The organism is Vibrio navarrensis (assembly GCF_000764325.1).
Taxonomy (GTDB): Bacteria; Pseudomonadota; Gammaproteobacteria; order Enterobacterales; family Vibrionaceae; genus Vibrio; species Vibrio navarrensis.
The window spans coordinates 122,549-139,887 of record NZ_JMCG01000001.1 but is presented as its reverse complement, the minus strand read 5'-3'; the positions used below and the strand labels follow the sequence as shown (position 1 = coordinate 139,887).

16 protein-coding genes are annotated in these 17,339 nt (G+C 50.2%); 10 read left to right on the top strand and 6 right to left on the bottom strand.

Going from position 1 to position 17,339, the window contains the following annotated elements; all coding sequences use genetic code 11:
* Positions 1-69 precede the first annotated feature (69 nt).
* Positions 70-822, bottom strand: coding sequence for an amino acid ABC transporter substrate-binding protein (locus EA26_RS00655; RefSeq protein WP_039422332.1), 753 nt, complete (start codon positions 820-822; stop codon positions 70-72).
* Positions 823-941: 119 nt separating this feature from the next.
* Here EA26_RS00655 and EA26_RS21945 point away from each other — a divergent pair, with 119 nt between their 5' ends.
* The 6 genes from EA26_RS21945 to EA26_RS00630 all read left to right on the top strand — a co-directional run bounded on the left by EA26_RS21945 (position 942) and on the right by EA26_RS00630 (position 7,979).
* Positions 942-1,097, top strand: coding sequence for a hypothetical protein (locus tag EA26_RS21945; protein WP_167520855.1), 156 nt, complete (start codon positions 942-944; stop codon positions 1,095-1,097).
* 45 nt (positions 1,098-1,142) lie between these two features.
* The gene (dnaA, locus tag EA26_RS00650) at positions 1,143-2,549 is read left to right on the top strand and encodes a chromosomal replication initiator protein DnaA (RefSeq protein ID WP_039422330.1); all 1,407 of its coding nucleotides are present in this window, start codon (positions 1,143-1,145) and stop codon (positions 2,547-2,549) included.
* A gap of 63 nt (positions 2,550-2,612) precedes the next feature.
* Entirely contained in the window at positions 2,613-3,713 is a 1,101-nt protein-coding gene (gene dnaN, locus EA26_RS00645) for a DNA polymerase III subunit beta (protein WP_039422327.1), read from the top strand.
* A 9-nt stretch (positions 3,714-3,722) separates the two neighbouring features.
* Positions 3,723-4,802 (top strand): DNA replication/repair protein RecF, encoded by a 1,080-nt coding sequence (gene recF / locus EA26_RS00640; protein ID WP_039422325.1) that lies wholly within the window; start codon positions 3,723-3,725, stop codon positions 4,800-4,802.
* Positions 4,803-4,820: 18 nt separating this feature from the next.
* Positions 4,821-7,238 (top strand): DNA topoisomerase (ATP-hydrolyzing) subunit B, encoded by a 2,418-nt coding sequence (gene gyrB, locus EA26_RS00635; RefSeq protein WP_039422323.1) that lies wholly within the window; start codon positions 4,821-4,823, stop codon positions 7,236-7,238.
* Between the two features lie 303 nt (positions 7,239-7,541).
* Positions 7,542-7,979: an Hsp20 family protein gene (locus tag EA26_RS00630; RefSeq protein WP_039422320.1), complete on the top strand. Its 438-nt coding sequence runs from the start codon at positions 7,542-7,544 to the stop codon at positions 7,977-7,979.
* Positions 7,980-8,055: 76 nt separating this feature from the next.
* Here EA26_RS00630 and EA26_RS00625 read toward each other — a convergent pair whose 3' ends face one another.
* From EA26_RS00625 to glyQ, 3 genes are all read right to left on the bottom strand, one after another.
* Positions 8,056-9,306 carry a valine--pyruvate transaminase gene (locus tag EA26_RS00625; protein ID WP_039422317.1) on the bottom strand — a complete coding sequence of 417 codons (1,251 nt, stop codon included), beginning with the start codon at positions 9,304-9,306 and terminating at the stop codon, positions 8,056-8,058.
* 205 nt (positions 9,307-9,511) lie between these two features.
* Positions 9,512-11,578, bottom strand: coding sequence for a glycine--tRNA ligase subunit beta (gene glyS / locus EA26_RS00620; protein ID WP_039422314.1), 2,067 nt, complete (start codon positions 11,576-11,578; stop codon positions 9,512-9,514).
* A gap of 1 nt (position 11,579) precedes the next feature.
* A complete protein-coding gene (glyQ, locus tag EA26_RS00615) occupies positions 11,580-12,497 on the bottom strand; it encodes a glycine--tRNA ligase subunit alpha (RefSeq protein WP_039428662.1) in 918 nt (305 codons plus the stop codon).
* 419 nt (positions 12,498-12,916) lie between these two features.
* On the opposite strand from glyQ, the gene EA26_RS00610 reads away from it, so the two are divergent.
* Both EA26_RS00610 and EA26_RS00605 read left to right on the top strand, forming a co-directional pair.
* Complete coding sequence (locus tag EA26_RS00610) at positions 12,917-13,471, top strand: TMEM165/GDT1 family protein (RefSeq protein ID WP_039422311.1); 555 nt, start codon at positions 12,917-12,919, stop codon at positions 13,469-13,471.
* A gap of 148 nt (positions 13,472-13,619) precedes the next feature.
* Entirely contained in the window at positions 13,620-13,880 is a 261-nt protein-coding gene (locus EA26_RS00605) for a hypothetical protein (protein WP_039422308.1), read from the top strand.
* 40 nt (positions 13,881-13,920) lie between these two features.
* Here the strand turns inward: EA26_RS00605 and EA26_RS00600 are convergent, their stop codons facing one another.
* Both EA26_RS00600 and EA26_RS00595 read right to left on the bottom strand, forming a co-directional pair.
* The gene (locus EA26_RS00600; protein ID WP_039422307.1) at positions 13,921-14,811 is read right to left on the bottom strand and encodes a DMT family transporter; all 891 of its coding nucleotides are present in this window, start codon (positions 14,809-14,811) and stop codon (positions 13,921-13,923) included.
* Between the two features lie 57 nt (positions 14,812-14,868).
* A complete protein-coding gene (locus EA26_RS00595) occupies positions 14,869-15,801 on the bottom strand; it encodes an NADP-dependent oxidoreductase (protein ID WP_052079231.1) in 933 nt (310 codons plus the stop codon).
* Positions 15,802-15,967: 166 nt separating this feature from the next.
* Here EA26_RS00595 and EA26_RS00590 point away from each other — a divergent pair, with 166 nt between their 5' ends.
* Together EA26_RS00590 and wrbA are read left to right on the top strand one after the other, a co-directional pair.
* Positions 15,968-16,597, top strand: coding sequence for a DsbA family oxidoreductase (locus tag EA26_RS00590; protein ID WP_039422305.1), 630 nt, complete (start codon positions 15,968-15,970; stop codon positions 16,595-16,597).
* A 26-nt stretch (positions 16,598-16,623) separates the two neighbouring features.
* Complete coding sequence (gene wrbA / locus EA26_RS00585) at positions 16,624-17,223, top strand: NAD(P)H:quinone oxidoreductase (protein WP_039422302.1); 600 nt, start codon at positions 16,624-16,626, stop codon at positions 17,221-17,223.
* Positions 17,224-17,339: the final 116 nt, after the last annotated feature.

Here is a 17,339-nt window from a genome sequence, read left to right as displayed (position 1 = left end):
AAGACGAGAAAAGGTGGAATACGCGCTTCCACCTTGAGTAAAAAACAGAGTTATCGAGTGTGCGTGCACTTACTTAGTGATATCGGCACCAAACCACTTGAGCGAAATTTTCTCTACTGTACCGTCGGCACGCATTGCCGCGAGAGCTTGGTTTACTTCGCCTTGCAGCTTAGCACCGCGCTCATTGTTCACAAACGGCCACGCATTGGCTATGGTTTCAAACGGCTGACCTGCCAATTGTAGCGGAAGGCCAGTTTTTTTGATCAGTTCCAGCGCCGACAAACGATCCATGACAAAGGCATCGACACGGCCGAGCGCTACATCATGCTCAATGCCCGTTTCGTAGGTTTTCACCTTAATTTTGCCGTCTTTGTCATAGCTGCGCAGCAACTGCTCGAAATTTGAGCCAAGGTTGACCGCGACTGTTTTGCCTGCAAGATCGTCAATGCCTTGAATGCTGTCGTTACCTTTACGCACGGTGATTTGCGCGCCATCGATCACATACGGGTCAGCAAATAGGTATTTCGCCTTACGAGCTTCCGTGATGGTGATCTGGTTGGAGATGGTATCAATGCGTCCGGTTTCCAGCAAACCAAACAGACCTGAGAAGTTTGCCGTCACGTACTCGATTTGGTAGCCATTGCGTTTACCGATCTCATCCCACATGTCGACTTCAAAGCCTTGTAGCTTATCTTTCTGTACAAAAGTAAATGGGAAATAACGGCCAGACATCCCCACTTTTACCACCTCTTGCGCCAGAGCTTGGGTGGTTGCGGCAGACAGAGCAATGGCAGCAATACTTGCTTTAATCCAGTTTTTCATTTTGTGACTCCTCAGAATTATAGGGCGTGATGTTAATGTGAATTGTCTCATTAGAATAAATAACAAGTTGTTATGATTCATAACCAGATGGTAGCGCGCTTAGTGGATTTTGGGGATAAATGGCGAAGATCCTGGGAAAAGTGGATCCTTATGTGGGTAAAGCGCGGGCAAGGTGTGATGATCTCGCAAAATATGTCGAAAATATTGTGAATAACTTGGATCTTATTCACTGGATCCTCGATCAATCGCTGGCGATCTCGGTTATCAACAGGTAAAATTGCCAATCTTTTCCGATCATTTCTTACATCCGTGGGGGCACCGTGTCATCTTCGCTTTGGTTGCAATGTATGCAGCGGCTTCAAGAAGAGCTACCAGCTACAGAATTCAGCATGTGGGTCCGTCCGTTACAAGCGGAGCTCAATGGCAACACGCTCACCTTGTTTGCTCCTAACCGCTTCGTACTAGACTGGGTGCGTGATAAATACCTCAACAGCATCAATCGCCTGCTGCAGGAATATTGCGGTCATGACATTCCCAATCTGCGCTTTGAGATCGGTAGTCGGCCCGTGGCAGCGCCAAAGCCTGCGCCAACCCGTACACCAGCCGACGTGGCGGCGGAGTCGTCAGCTCCTGCACAACTGCACGCCCGTAAACCGGTGCATAAAACGTGGGATGATGATGCCCAAGCGATTGCGGACATCAACCACCGCTCCAACGTTAACCCGAAACATAAGTTCAATAACTTTGTTGAAGGTAAATCAAACCAATTGGGTTTGGCGGCGGCGCGTCAGGTAGCGGATAACCCAGGCGGTGCCTACAACCCCCTCTTTTTATACGGTGGAACGGGTTTAGGTAAAACCCACTTGTTGCACGCGGTCGGCAATGCCATTGTGGATAACAAACCCAACGCGAAAGTGGTGTACATGCACTCAGAGCGTTTTGTGCAAGACATGGTGAAAGCGCTGCAAAACAACGCGATTGAAGAGTTCAAACGTTACTACCGCAGCGTCGATGCACTGCTTATCGATGACATCCAATTCTTCGCCAACAAAGAGCGTTCACAAGAAGAGTTCTTCCACACTTTTAACGCACTTTTAGAAGGCAACCAACAGATCATCCTCACTTCAGACCGCTATCCGAAAGAGATCAGTGGCGTTGAGGATCGTCTGAAATCACGCTTTGGTTGGGGCTTGACGGTGGCGATAGAGCCGCCCGAGCTGGAAACCCGTGTAGCGATCTTGATGAAAAAAGCCGAAGATCACCAAATTCATTTGGCGGACGAAGTGGCTTTCTTTATTGCCAAACGTCTGCGCTCCAACGTGCGTGAACTTGAAGGCGCACTAAACCGCGTGATTGCTAACGCGAACTTCACCGGTCGCCCGATCACCATCGATTTCGTGCGTGAAGCGCTGCGCGATTTGTTGGCGCTGCAAGAGAAGCTGGTCACCATCGACAACATTCAAAAGACGGTCGCGGAATACTACAAAATCAAAGTGGCGGATCTGCTTTCAAAACGCCGTTCCCGCTCCGTTGCGCGCCCGCGTCAACTGGCGATGGCGCTGGCGAAAGAGCTCACCAACCACAGCCTGCCGGAAATCGGCGATGCGTTTGGCGGCCGTGACCACACCACGGTTTTGCATGCCTGCCGTAAAATTGAGCAGCTACGTGAAGAGAGCCACGACATTAAAGAAGATTACTCGAACTTGATTCGCACCTTGTCGTCCTAATCGGTTAAAATGGCAGAATTCTAAGCAAATCCCAATTTGAGCTGACAGCGTAAAGAGCCAAGCATGAAATTTACCATTGAACGTAGTCATTTTATTAAACCGCTGCAACAGGTCTCCGGTGCTTTGGGCGGCCGTCCTACTTTGCCTATTTTGGGTAACTTGTTAATCAAGGTCGACAATGGTCAGTTGTCGATGACCGCGACCGATTTGGAAGTCGAGCTGATTAGCCGCGTCACCTTGGAAGGGGAATTTGAAGCGGGCAGCATTACGGTGCCCTCGCGTAAATTTCTCGATATTTGCCGCGGTTTGCCTGATGACGCGCGGATTACCTTTGTCCTTGAAGGCGATCGCGTGCAATTGCGCTCAGGCCGCAGCCGCTTCTCGCTGGCAACGTTGCCGGCCAACGATTTCCCGAATATTGAAGATTGGCAAAGTGACGTTGAAGTGTCGCTGACGCAAGGCGAACTGCGCGCGCTGATTGAGAAGACGCAGTTCTCTATGGCGAACCAAGATGTGCGCTACTACCTCAACGGCATGCTGTTTGAAATTGATGGCACCACCCTGCGCAGCGTGGCGACCGACGGGCACCGTATGGCGGTCTCGCAAGTTGCACTCGGCGCAGATTTCGCACAAAAACAGATCATTGTGCCACGCAAAGGGGTGCAAGAGCTGGTTAAATTGCTTGATGCGCCAGAACAGCCTGTGATGCTACAAATCGGCAGCTCCAACCTGCGCGCTGAAGTCAATAACTTTGTCTTCACCTCTAAGCTGGTGGATGGCCGTTTCCCGGATTATCGTCGCGTTATGCCGCAGCACACCACAAAAACGCTTGAAACCAGTTGTGACGAGCTGCGTCAATCGTTCGCGCGTGCGGCGATCTTGTCGAATGAAAAATTCCGTGGCGTACGGGTGAATCTAGCGGGCAGTGACATGCGCATTACCGCCAACAACCCGGAGCAGGAAGAAGCAGAAGAGATGCTGGATGTCTCTTTTGAAGGCGAAGCGATTGAAATTGGCTTTAACGTCAGTTACGTGCTGGATGTGCTCAATACACTGCGCTGTGACAAAGTGCGTATTTCGATGTCGGATGCCAACGCCAGTGCGCTGATTGAAAATGTCGACGACGACAGCGCCATGTACGTTGTGATGCCGATCCGCCTGTAAGCTGATTGAATGCCGCTTTCTCGTCTGATTATTCAGCAGTTTCGTAATATCAAAGCCTGTGACATCGCCTTGTCACCAGGCTTTAACTTTCTTATCGGCCCCAATGGCAGCGGTAAAACCAGTGTGCTAGAAGCGGTCTACTTATTGGGACATGGCCGCTCGTTTCGCAGCGCGCTGACTGGTCGAGTGATTCAAAATGAGTGTGACCAACTGTTTGTTCATGGTCGTTTTTTGAACTCGGATCAATTTGAGCTACCCGTTGGCATTAATAAGCAGCGCGACGGCACAACAGAGGTTAAAATAGGCGGTCAGTCTGGGCAAAAGCTCGCTCAGTTGGCGCAGGTTTTGCCACTGCAACTGATTCATCCTGAAGGGTTTGATCTGTTGACCGATGGGCCGAAACATCGCCGTGCTTTTATCGATTGGGGCGTGTTTCATAGCGAAGCGGCCTTTTTTGATGCTTGGGGGCGCTTTAAGCGTCTCAACAAGCAGCGCAATGCCTTGCTCAAAACCGCCAGAAGCTACCGCGAACTCAGTTATTGGGATCAAGAAATGGCGCGCTTGGCGGAGCAGATAAGCCAATGGCGTGAGCATTATGTTGAGCAGATGCAAAGCAAAGCCGAGCAACTGTGTCGCGATTTTTTGCCAGAGTTTGATATTCAGCTGAAGTACTATCGCGGCTGGGACAAAGAGACGCCTTATCAGCAGATCCTTGAGAAAAACTTCGAACGGGATCAGGCGCTTGGCTATACCTTCAGTGGGCCAAATAAAGCGGATTTACGCATCAAAGTGAATGGCACGCCGGTGGAAGATGTGCTGTCACGTGGCCAACTGAAACTCATGGTGTGCGCACTGCGTTTGGCGCAGGGGCAGCACCTAACGGAAATGACCGGTAAGCAATGCATCTATCTGATAGATGATTTTGCGTCAGAATTAGACAGTCAACGTCGCAAGCGTTTGGCAGATTGCCTCAAAGCGACGGGGGCTCAGGTTTTTGTAAGCTCAATTACCGAAAACCAGATCGCGGACATGCGAGATGAGGCAGGGAAACTGTTCCATGTGGATCAGGGTGTGATTGAGCAAGGATAAATAATGAGAGAGTAACTCATGTCGAATAATTACGATTCATCAAGTATTAAGGTACTGAAGGGTCTGGATGCGGTTCGTAAGCGTCCGGGTATGTACATCGGTGACACCGATGATGGCACCGGTCTGCACCACATGGTTTTCGAGGTGGTGGACAACTCAATTGATGAAGCACTGGCAGGTCACTGTAAAGACATCGTAGTCACGATTCATGAGGATAACTCGGTTTCTGTCAGCGATGATGGTCGTGGTATTCCGACCGAACTGCACCCAGAAGAGAAAGTCTCTGCCGCCGAAGTGATTATGACAGTGCTGCACGCCGGCGGTAAGTTTGACGATAACTCGTACAAAGTCTCGGGCGGTCTACACGGTGTGGGTGTGTCGGTAGTTAACGCGCTGTCTGAAAAAGTGCAGTTGACCATTTACCGTGGCGGCCATATTCATACTCAAACCTATCATCATGGCGTGCCGCAAGTACCACTGACGGTGGTTGGTGATACCGAAAAAACCGGTACCACGGTGCGTTTCTGGCCAAGTGCAGAAACCTTCACCAACATCGAATTTCATTACGACATCCTCGCTAAGCGCCTGCGTGAACTCTCTTTCCTGAACTCTGGTGTGTCGATCAAACTGCAGGACGAGCGTGAAGAAGACAAGAAAGATCACTTCATGTACGAAGGGGGTATTCAAGCGTTCGTTACTCACCTAAACCGCAACAAAACCCCAATCCATGAAAAAGTGTTCCACTTCAACACAGAACGTGAAGACGGTATTTCGGTGGAAGTGGCGATGCAGTGGAACGATGGTTTCCAAGAAAACATCTACTGTTTTACCAACAACATTCCGCAGCGCGATGGCGGTACTCACTTGGCGGGTTTCCGCGGTGCCTTGACTCGCACCTTGAATACCTACATGGACAAAGAAGGCTTCTCGAAAAAAGCGCAAGCGGCAACGTCGGGTGATGATGCGCGTGAAGGCTTAACCGCCGTGGTGTCGGTGAAAGTGCCTGATCCAAAATTCTCCAGCCAAACCAAAGACAAACTGGTTTCTTCTGAAGTGAAATCAGCGGTTGAATCAGCCATGAATGAGAAACTGGCTGACTTCTTGGCGGAAAACCCAAGCGAAGCAAAACAAGTCTGTTCGAAAATCATCGATGCCGCGCGTGCCCGTGAAGCGGCGCGTAAAGCGCGCGAGATGACTCGTCGTAAAGGCGCATTGGATCTCGCTGGCCTGCCGGGCAAACTGGCGGATTGTCAGGAAAAAGATCCAGCGCTGTCTGAACTCTACATAGTGGAGGGTGACTCTGCGGGCGGTTCCGCCAAGCAGGGCCGTAACCGTAAGAACCAAGCCATCCTGCCGCTAAAAGGTAAGATCCTCAACGTAGAGAAAGCACGTTTCGACAAGATGCTCTCTTCGCAGGAAGTGGCGACCCTCATCACTGCGCTGGGCTGTGGTATCGGCCGCGACGAGTACAACCCAGACAAACTGCGTTACCACAACATCATCATCATGACCGATGCGGACGTCGATGGTTCGCACATCCGTACGCTGCTGTTGACCTTCTTCTATCGTCAAATGCCGGAGTTGATTGAGCGCGGTTACGTCTACATTGCTCAGCCACCGCTGTACAAAGTGAAGAAAGGCAAGCAAGAGCAGTACATCAAAGATGAAGAGGCGATGAACCAGTATCAAATCGCTTTGGCGCTGGATAACGCCGAACTGCATGTTAATACCGACGCGCCTGCGCTGGCGGGTGAACCGCTGGAGAAACTGGTGCAGCAATACAATGCGGCCATCAAGCTGGTGGATCGCATGAGTCGCCGTTACCCACGTGCACTGATTCATGAATTGATTTATGTGCCACGCCTGAGCGAAGCGCAATTTAGCGATCAAGCGGCTATCTCGGCTTGGACGGCGCAGTTGGTTGAACAGCTTAACGCCAAAGAAGTGGGCGCAAGCCAATACAGCTTTGAAGTGGAGCACGATGCAGAGCAAGATCGTTACCAGCCGAAGATTGTGGTGCGCACTCACGGTGTGATGCACAACTACCCACTGAGCGTGGATCTAATCAACTCGAAAGAGTACCAGAAGCTGGCGGAATTGGCTGAAGCTCTCGATGGTCTGATTGAAGAGGGCGCTTACGTGAAACGTGGTGAGCGTACGCAACCAGTCAGCAGCTTTGCTGCGGCATTGGATTGGTTAATCAAAGAGTCGCGTCGCGGTCTGAGCCTGCAACGCTATAAAGGTCTGGGTGAGATGAACCCTGGCCAGCTTTGGGAAACGACCATGGACCCAGAAACGCGCCGTATGATGCAAGTGACCATCGAAGATGCGGTGGGCGCTGACGAGTTGTTTACCACACTGATGGGTGACCAAGTTGAGCCGCGTCGTGCGTTTATCGAAAACAACGCACTGAAAGTGGCCAACCTTGACGTCTAGTCAGCCTCTTTTCTAGCTCAAACACAGCGCGGGTTCTATGCCCGCGCTTTTTTATGCCTGTGATTTTCTTCGTTAAAAAAATTTTTCTTTTTACTCTTGAAAGCGATTTTTCTCGTCCTTATATCTGTCAGTGAAGGCGCCGTAAGGGCCTTTACCGCGACCCGCATCGCTCTGTTGAGGATGAACCGGGTCAAGACTGACAACCTGTTCCACCCATGTCCTGATTGAGAGGAATGGTGTTTTGGAACTCTTCGCCCGACCATTACTGGGCAAGACTATTGCTTACATGAAGAGGATAGAATTATGCGTAATGTAGATTTCACACCACTGTACCGCAACGCGATTGGTTTTGATCGTTTGTTGAACCTGATGGAAGCCAATGCGGCGAAAAACAGCTCAGGCGGCTACCCTCCATACAATATTGAGCAGAAAGATGAGCACAACTACCGCATCACCATGGCAGTGGCGGGGTTTGCCGAAGAGCAGCTTGATCTGACGCAAAATGAAAATCTGCTGATTGTGAAAGGCGAGCGCAAAGAGGAAGAAGGCAAAAACTACGTTTATCAAGGCATCGCTGAGCGCGACTTTGAACGTAAGTTCCAGTTGGCCGATTACGTGAAAGTGGTGGGCGCATCAATGGAAAATGGCCTATTGCACATCGATTTAGTGCGTGAAATTCCTGAAGCGATGCAGCCGCGTAAGATTGCTATCGGTAACGGTCAGTTGCTGGAAAACAAATAAATCTTACCCAATTGAGATGAGAAAAGAGCGCCCAAGTTGGCGCTCTTCGTTTATCGGTGAGTTCACAACTTCGCGCTTACCCTTGTTGGTAGGCTTTAGCCACCTCTTCGGCGATGATCGCGATGCCCTGCTGCATCTTCTCATCGTCCTGCACATAGTTCATGCGCAAACACCGATGGGCGTGCTCCCAACTCTCTTCTTGGCCGATAAAGAAATATTCTCCCGGCACAATCAATACGCCGCGCGCTTTAAGACGTTGGTAAAGCGCCATGGTGGTGATTGGCAATTCATCAAACCACAGCCATAAGAAGATCGCCCCCTCCGGTTTGTGGATACGAAAACGCGGATCCTGAATCGCCTCTTGCAGCAGCGTGACCGCGCGCTGCGACTTGTGCTGGTAAAAAGGCTTAATCACTTGCGAGCTCAGAGCCAGCAGATCGTCTTGACGGATCATATGATGGCCGAGCGCGGGGCCCATGCTGCCAGGTGCCAAGCTAATAATGCCGTTCATATTGGTCAGCGCTTGCGTTACCTCTTCGCTGGCGATGACGATGCCACAACGTACACCCGGTAGGCCAAGTTTGGAGAGGCTCATGCACAAGATGGTGTTCTCATTCCAAAGTGGCTGCACATCTTCGAAGATGATGTTCGGGAAGGGTAGGCCATAGGCATTGTCGATGATCAGCGGGATATCATTTTCTCGCGCGAGCTTATCCAGTTTGGCGATCTCTTCATCGGTCAACACATTGCCAGTTGGGTTAGTTGGACGCGAGGCACAAATAGCGGCAACCGAGTCATCGACTTTAAGCTGTTCGAAATCGACGTGATATTTAAATAAGCCATTGTCGAGCAGTTCAATTTCAGGGCGGTAAGAGACAAAGATATCTTCATCGATCCCCGCGTCGGCATAGCCAATGTATTCTGGGGCGAGTGGCAATAGGATTTTCTTGTGCGATCCATCGCTCTGCTTGCCGGCAAACAGATTAAACAGGTAGAAGAAACCGCTTTGGCTACCGTTGGTCAGGCTGATGTTTTTCTCGCTGATGTTCCAGCCGTAAGTATCTTTGAGCAGTTTCGCTAAGGCTTTTACAAACACATCTTTGCCTTGCGGGCCGTCGTAGTTGGCGAGGGCCGCGACCAGTTCGCCACTGGCCAGCATGTCCGCGCTGGCTTGATGAAAGTAATCGAGCATGGCTGGAATGGCCGCAGGGTTGCCGCCACCGAGCATGATGGCGCCGGGAGTGCGTAGGCCATCATTCAAATCGTCCATTAACTGGGTAATACCGGAATACTGATTAAACTTTTCACCAAACTTTGAAAACTGCATGTGTTTTTATACCTAATTCATTGTGATTGCTTTGTGTACCTAAAAGGCCAGTACGTTGCTGGCTGGTCGAGTAAACATTGAACATACCTGAATGTGATTGCGAGGCAAAGCACAATATCTGGCACAGCAGAAAAACAAAGCCCAACTCCGAGGAGTTGGGCTTGGGTTGGCCGATTTTATTCGACAAATCTGGCGATACGTCGAGTTATTTCTGCAGTAGAGAAATATCGGCGATCTGCAAGAACAGGTTACGTAGGTTGTTAAGCAGAGTTAAGCGGTTTTTCTTCAACGCTTCGTCATCTGCCATCACCATTACGTTATCAAAGAAGGCATCGACTGGCTCACGCAGCGCGGCAAGTTGGCTCAATGCTTGTTGGTAGTTACCCGTTGCAAATGCAGGCTCTAACGCTTCTGTGAGTACTTCAACGTTTTCAGCCAGCGCTTTTTCTGCATCTTCCTGAAGAAGAGACAGCTCAATCTCAGTTGGCAGTTCGCCTTCGAATTTTGCCAGAATGTTACCCACACGTTTGTTCGCTGCTGCCAGTGATTCTGCTGCATCCAACTCACGGAAGTGAGACACCGCTTTAACACGTTGGTCAAAGTCTGCTGGTTTGGTTGGGCGACGAGCCAGTACCGCTTGGATGATGTCTACGCTGAAACCTTCATCTTGGTACCATGCACGGAAACGACCAAGCATAAACTCAATCACATCTTGCTCAACGTTTTCATTAGTCAGACGATCGCCAAACAGTGATTTCGCTTTCGCAACGAGATCGACTAAGTCTAGGTTGTAACCGTATTCAACGATGATACGCAGAACACCCAGTGATGCGCGGCGCAGTGCAAATGGGTCAGAGCCTTTTGGCGCTTGGCCTATACCGAAGATACCGACGATAGTGTCCAGCTTATCCGCCATCGCAACCGCGGCAGAAACCCCGTTGGTTGGCAAGCTATCACCAGCGAAACGAGGCATGTATTGCTCGTTAAGTGCTACCGCCACTTCTTCTGCTTCACCGTCGTGGCGTGCGTAGTGCATGCCCATCACACCTTGAGTATCGGTAAACTCGAATACCATTGATGTCATTAGGTCACATTTAGCTAGCAGACCAGCACGTTTTGATTTTTCAACATCCGCACCGATTTGCTCAGCAATGTAGCCAGCAAGCTCAGTGATACGGTCTGTTTTGTCTTTGATGGTGCCCAGTTTTTGCTGGAAGATGGCCGTTTCTAGCTGAGGTAGGCGATCAATCAGTTTGCTCTTGCGGTCAGTGTTGAAGAAGAATTCGGCATCAGCAAGACGTGGACGAACCACTTTCTCGTTACCTTCAATAACGTGGCGAGGCTCTTTAGACTCGATGTTAGAGACGAAGATAAAGTTAGGCAGCAGTTTTTTCTCTGCGTCATACACTGGGAAGTACTTCTGATCGCCTTTCATGGTGTAAACCAACGCTTCTGAAGGTACTTTGAGGAACTTTTCTTCAAACTTAGCTGTTAGCACAACAGGCCATTCAACCAGTGAAGTTACTTCTTCTACTAGGTCATCTTCTAGGTCTGCAACGCCGCCAACTTGTTGTGCTGCTTTTTGTGCATCAGCAATGATAGTCGCTTTACGAGCATCGTAATCAGCGATGACTTTACCGCGCTCTTCCAGAATCGCTGGGTATTGAGAGGCAGAATCGATAGTGAATTCTGCTTCACCCATGAAACGGTGACCACGGATAGTACGAGCAGAACTGACACCAAGGATTTCGCCCTCGATAAGCTCCTCACCGAACAGGATAGTCAGTGTTTTTACCGGACGGATAAATTGAGTTTCTTTATCACCCCAACGCATTGGTTTGGCGATAGGCAGGTTAGCCAGTGCTTTTGCGGCAAGTTCAACAACCACCGCTTTTGCTTGTTGGCCTTTCACTTCTTGTTTGTAAAGCAGCCATTCACCTTGGTCTGTCTTTAGGCGATCGGCTTGTTCAACAGTGATGCCGTTACCACGAGCCCAGCCTTCAGCAGCTTTGGTGGGTTGACCATCTGCATCAAAAGCAACCGCAATCGCAGGACCACGTTTTTCAACCACTTTGTCAGCCTGACCTTCAGCAAGGTTAGTGACTTTAAGTGCTAAACGACGTGGCGTTGCAAACCATTTGATACCTTCATGAGCAAGGTCAGCGGCTTTCAATTCCGCTGCAAAGTTTGCCGCAAATGCTTCCGCTAATGTGCGAAGTTGCTTTGGTGGTAACTCTTCAGTACCGAGTTCAATTAGAAATTCTTTTGCCATCTTATTTGTCCTCACCCTTTTTACACATAGGGAAGCCCAAAGCTTCACGAGATGCGTAGTACGCTTCTGCAACCGATTTAGTGAGGTTACGAATGCGTAGGATGTAACGCTGACGCTCTGTGACTGAGATGGCTTTACGCGCATCCAGTAGGTTGAACGCGTGGCCAGCTTTCAAAATACGTTCGTAAGCTGGCAGTGGAAGCGGCTTTTCAAGCTCAAGCAGGTGTTTACACTCTTTTTCGCACTGGTCGAAGAAGGTGAATAGGAAATCCACATCGGCGTGTTCGAAGTTGTAAGTGGATTGCTCAACTTCATTTTGGTGGAAGATGTCGCCATAAGTCACTTTACCCAGCGGACCGTCAGTCCAAACCAGATCGTAAACAGAATCCACGCCCTGAATGTACATCGCCAGACGCTCGATACCGTAAGTGATCTCGCCAGTAACAGGTTTACACTCCAGGCCGCCTACTTGTTGGAAGTAGGTAAACTGAGTGACTTCCATGCCGTTGAGCCACACTTCCCAGCCAAGACCCCAAGCACCCAGTGTCGGGTTTTCCCAGTTATCTTCGACGAAACGGATGTCGTGAACTTGCGGATCAACCCCCAGTACTTCCAGAGAACCTAAGTACAGTTCTTGGATGTTGTCTGGTGATGGTTTGATGATCACTTGAAACTGGTAGTAGTGTTGAAGGCGGTTAGGGTTTTCACCGTAGCGGCCGTCAGTCGGACGACGAGATGGCTGAACGTAAGCCGTAGCAATTGGCTCAGGACCAAGTGCACGTAAACATGTCATTGGGTGAGAAGTACCTGCACCTACTTCCATGTCTAATGGTTGAACAATGGTACAGCCTTGTTGGGCCCAATAATCCTGCAGCGCGAGGATCATACCCTGAAAGGTTTTGATATCGTATTTTTGCATAGTCAGGTTCGCGCGAAATTTCTGTCTAGAGTGATAAAAAATAACGATCAAGTATACCCAGATATTTTGCATGGGAGTAGAGCTAATCTTGATTAATTCGTGGTCAAATTTCCCCTTTAGTGGAAATTTATTGGCTTATTCGTCCAAATTTTCTTAAAAGGGAGTTTTTGTGTAATTTCTCACTTGAGCTGGTAGGGGAAGCTGGCTAGAATTGCGCTCGTCTTTGGGGAGTAGCTTACTGGATGAGGTCCATTTCCATCCGGTTCGTTCGTCAACATAATTGGTGCCAAATCACCATGGCGTTCGAGACTCGAAGCCCTTCGAGTTTAGCAAGACCTTAGACAAATCATCACGAACCGGGGTGGGGCGTGAGATTTGTCTATGGTTAATATAATAATCCCTGCCCCATTGAGCATGTCGTGAGCGTTTTAGCTATTTCTATTACTACCGTCGCCTTAGCCGAAATTGGCGATAAAACCCAGTTATTATCCCTGCTGCTAGCCAGCCGCTATCGAAAACCGATCCCTATCATTGCTGCGATCTTCTTTGCCACCATTGCTAACCATGCTTTGGCTGCGTGGCTGGGTGTCGTTGTGGCCGATTACCTGTCACCAGAAGTGTTGAAATGGGTGCTGGTGGCGAGCTTTCTCGCGATGGCGGCTTGGGTACTGATCCCCGATAAGCTCGACGACGATGAAGAGATTTCCAATCGTGGTCCATTTGTGGCCAGTTTTATCGCGTTTTTTATCGCGGAAGTGGGGGACAAAACGCAAATCGCCACCTCGATTCTCGGCGCCCAATACGCCGATGCGCTCACTTGGGTGATCCTCGGCACCACCATCGGTATGCTGTTGGCGAATGTGCCTGTGGTGCTGATTGGTAAGCTCTCGGCAGACAAACTGCCCCTTGCCTTAATTCGCAAAGTAACTGCACTGCTGTTTGTTGCTTTGGCGCTGGGTGCCGCTTTTTGGTAAAGCTTGCGTCTAACTTCGGATAATCTCTAAGAAACAGCGGCCGTTCTGAAATGAGTGTTTATTCGTTAAGGAGCGTGACCGCTGCCATATTCGTGTCATGCAGCGCATGCTACTTTAAGGCTATGAACTGAAACGAGAGGGCACCAATATGCTGACACGTTATATGGGTATGACAGCAAAAAGTCAGAGTTATCTGTTCACCTTTGGTTTGGCTCTGTGTTTGTTGGCCATGGCATTGACTGAGATGTGGCTGCCGATTGTCGCAGGGACTTTTATCCTAACGGGATTGACCGTTGAATCTTGGATTCGCGTCGCGCACATCATCCCGATGCACGACGAGATGCGTGCCATGCGTAAAGAGCTCAATAAGTTACAAGCGCAAGTGCGCGCGCTGGAAAATGAGCAATAAGTTATCGCAATCAAAGCTGCCGCAGCAGCCTTGATTGTACTTACGAGTCGAGACGACTGCGAAGTGATGGGGCTGAGTTTGGCCAAAATTGGAACAGCAGAATGGCACTCAAAATACCCGCCAAACTGAGCAAAGTGCGGCTATCGATCGTCCCACCTTGTGCGATGGCGGCCAGTATTACACCAACGGTTGGTACCAGATAGTTACTCAGTGAAGCAAATGCAGGGCCTTTGCTCATGATGAGCTGCATAAACAGAATGTAGACCACGCCACCGCAAAAAATACCGAGATAGAGGCTAGACAGTGCCGATGACATACTGATGTGGCTTAACGTCAGCTCACTACTTAAAAGTGCAATCGGCAGTAGTTGCAGCGCAGAGAGCACGATCACATCACGCGCGACCACGATTGGGTGTAAGTTATCCAGCTTTTTGACCAAAATTAAACTTAAGGCAAAACTGAGGGCAGCAATAAAAATCGCCACGGCGCCATAGAAGCTGTGTCCATCTGGCGTGTGCAGTTGCGGATAGAAGAGATAGAGTAAGCTGGCAAAACCCAATAGGCCACACAGCAGCGATTTGGCTTCCAGACGAGCGTGACGTAAAAACAGTGGCGCGAGCAAAATGGTCAGCAGCGGGTTCATACCGGTGATCACTGCCGCATGGCTGGAGGGGGTGGACTGCTGTCCCCATGCCACCAAAAGAAATGGCAGGGTCGCCTCCAGTGTGGCGATAACAAACAGCATCGGCCAGTGGCCAGAGGTGCGTTTCAATTTCAACCAGTAGCATGCGGCGATTAAGATCAGCGCACCAAAACTGGAACGCAGCGCGGCAATCCAGATCGCTGGCATCGATTCTAGTGCCAAGCGATTAAACTCGTACTGCGAACCCCACAAAATGCCGCACATGATCAGCATTATTAAATATTTCATGATGACTCCTTCATTTCATCAAGGCGCAGATGCGCCTTGATGGCGATGTCTGCAAAACTAGATCTGCAGGACGATTTTTCCTTGAACATGCTCGGTTTCCGATAAGGCATGTGCTTGTGCTACCGCGTCGAGCGGCAATTGTTGAATACTGGGCAGTTGAATCGCCCCTTGATCGATCAAAGCGCCGATGTGTGACAACTGCTCACCACTTGGCATCACCAATACCCGCTCATGAGCAAAGGTGTAGCGGGCGGGGATTTGATGAGTTTTCAGAGTAGAGATGTATTTGCCACAAGGTTTTACCGTGTCGTAGATACCTTGCGTGTCGTTGTCGACCACATCAAACACATAGTCAAACTGACCGAGCGCCTGCAAGTAGTTTGGCTGGCGGTAGTCTGCCACATGCTCAACACCGAGAGATTGCAAGTAAGAGTGATTGCCAGTGGAAGCCACCGCCGTTACCATTGCACCTAAGTGCATAGCGAATTGTACGGCAAAACTGCCCACGCCACCACTAGCGCCGTGGATCAGCACCGATTGTCCCGTTTCTATCTTGGCAAGCTGATGCATTGCTTGCCAAGCGGTTAAGGCGGTCAAGGGCACCGCTGCGGCTTGGGCAAAGCTTAAGCTGCGCGGTTTTTTGGCCACCAAAGCGGCGTTGACGCTGATGTATTGTGCGTAAGCGCCATCTTTGGTCAGGTCGCTAAATGCGTACACCTCATCGCCGGCTTGAAACTGAGTGACGTTTTCGCCCACTTGCTCTACCACGCCGGCCAGATCCCAACCCAAGATCAGCGGCAATTGGTGCAGGTTTTCACTGGCTAACCAGCCCTCACGTACTTTCCAGTCCACCGGATTGATGCCGCTGTATTTCACGGCGATCAGTACGTCGTCTTCACTGATTTGTGGGATAGCAACCTGCTCTTTACGCAGAGTTTGCTGGCCACCGTATTGATGAATACGGATCGCTTTCATGGTGGTTATCTCCATCACACTCTCTCCTTGTTGTTTTATAAGTCGTTGGTGATGCAGCCATCATAGGGCGTTAAGGCGTGGTTATCTTGGCAAAAAATAGGTAGGTATTAGTGACTTTGTTCATTCGTCGCGCTGGCCAAATCACTCTAGGATGAAGTCACATTCGACAGAGGAAATGACCATGAACAAACAAACTATTCGCCAAATTGAGTTCTTTCATGATGCGGTTTGTGGCTGGTGTTATGTGCTCAGCCCACGCTTGCGCCAGTTGGCGAAAGAGCGACAGATTGAGGTTGTGCAGCGCTGTTTTGTCTTGCAGCGCAGTGATGAAGAGATGATTGAACGCTTTGGTTCACTCGCACAGGCCAAAAGCGAGATTCTCAACCATTGGGTGGCTTGCCAGCAGGCGGCCGATGACAAGACGCTGTTCAATATTGAAGGGATGCGAGCGCAACCATTCAACTACCCAAGCGGTTATCTTGCGGCCCTTGGCGCGAAAGCGGCAGAGCGCTTGGCTGGTAACGAGGCCCATTGGGACTTTTTTGATGAGATCCAGCGCTTACATCTGCTGGTCAACGACAATATTGGCGAGCTAGAAACCCTCGTCACCGCGGCGGTCAATATTGGCTTGGACGAGGCTCAGTTCCGCTTGCAGTTTCATGCCGCAGAAACCCGTGAAGCGGTAGAGCAAGATTTAGCGCTGGCACGTCAATATCGCATTCGCTCTATTCCAACCATTGTCATTGATGGTGAACAGGTGATTTCCAAAGCGCTGACCCATGACGAGTCAGCACAACTTTTTCTCAACTAATCGAGCATCTATTTAAGGAGATGAACATGACGAAAGTATTGGTTCTATATTATTCGAGCTATGGCCACATCGAAACCATGACGGACTACATCGCGGAAGGAGCCCGCAGCGTGGAAGGCGTGACAGTCGACATTCGCCGTGTGCCTGAACTTGTGCCCGCCGAGATTGCCAGTAAAGCCGGCATAAAGTTGGATCAAGTTGCCCCACTGGCTAAAGTCGAGGAACTGGCCGAGTACGATGCGATTATTTTCGGCACCCCAACCCGCTTTGGCAACATGGCGGCGCAGATGCGTAACTTCCTCGATCAAACCGGTGGATTGTGGGCAACGGGCAAGCTGATTGGCAAAGTCGCAAGCGTGTTTACCTCAACCGGAACGGGCGGTGGCAACGAAACCACGATCCAGTCGTTCCATACCACCTTGTTTCATCACGGCATGGTGGTGGTCGGTTTGCCTTACGGTATCCCAGAAACCATGGACGTGAGCGAAGTGAAAGGGGGCTCGCCACTGGGCGCGGCTTGTATTGCCGGGCCTGATGGTAGCCGCATACCTTCGGCGATTGAGCGAGCCTGTGCAATCTACCAAGGACGACATGTGGCCTCGATAGCGGCCAAACTGGCGCAATAACACTTCCAAGCGGTGCGGATGCGCCGCATTTTTTACAACGCATTAACATCATGGCTTTCTTGTAACTCTTCGTTATGTATACTCTTTTTCCATTCGTAGCCCGATGGTGGCGAATG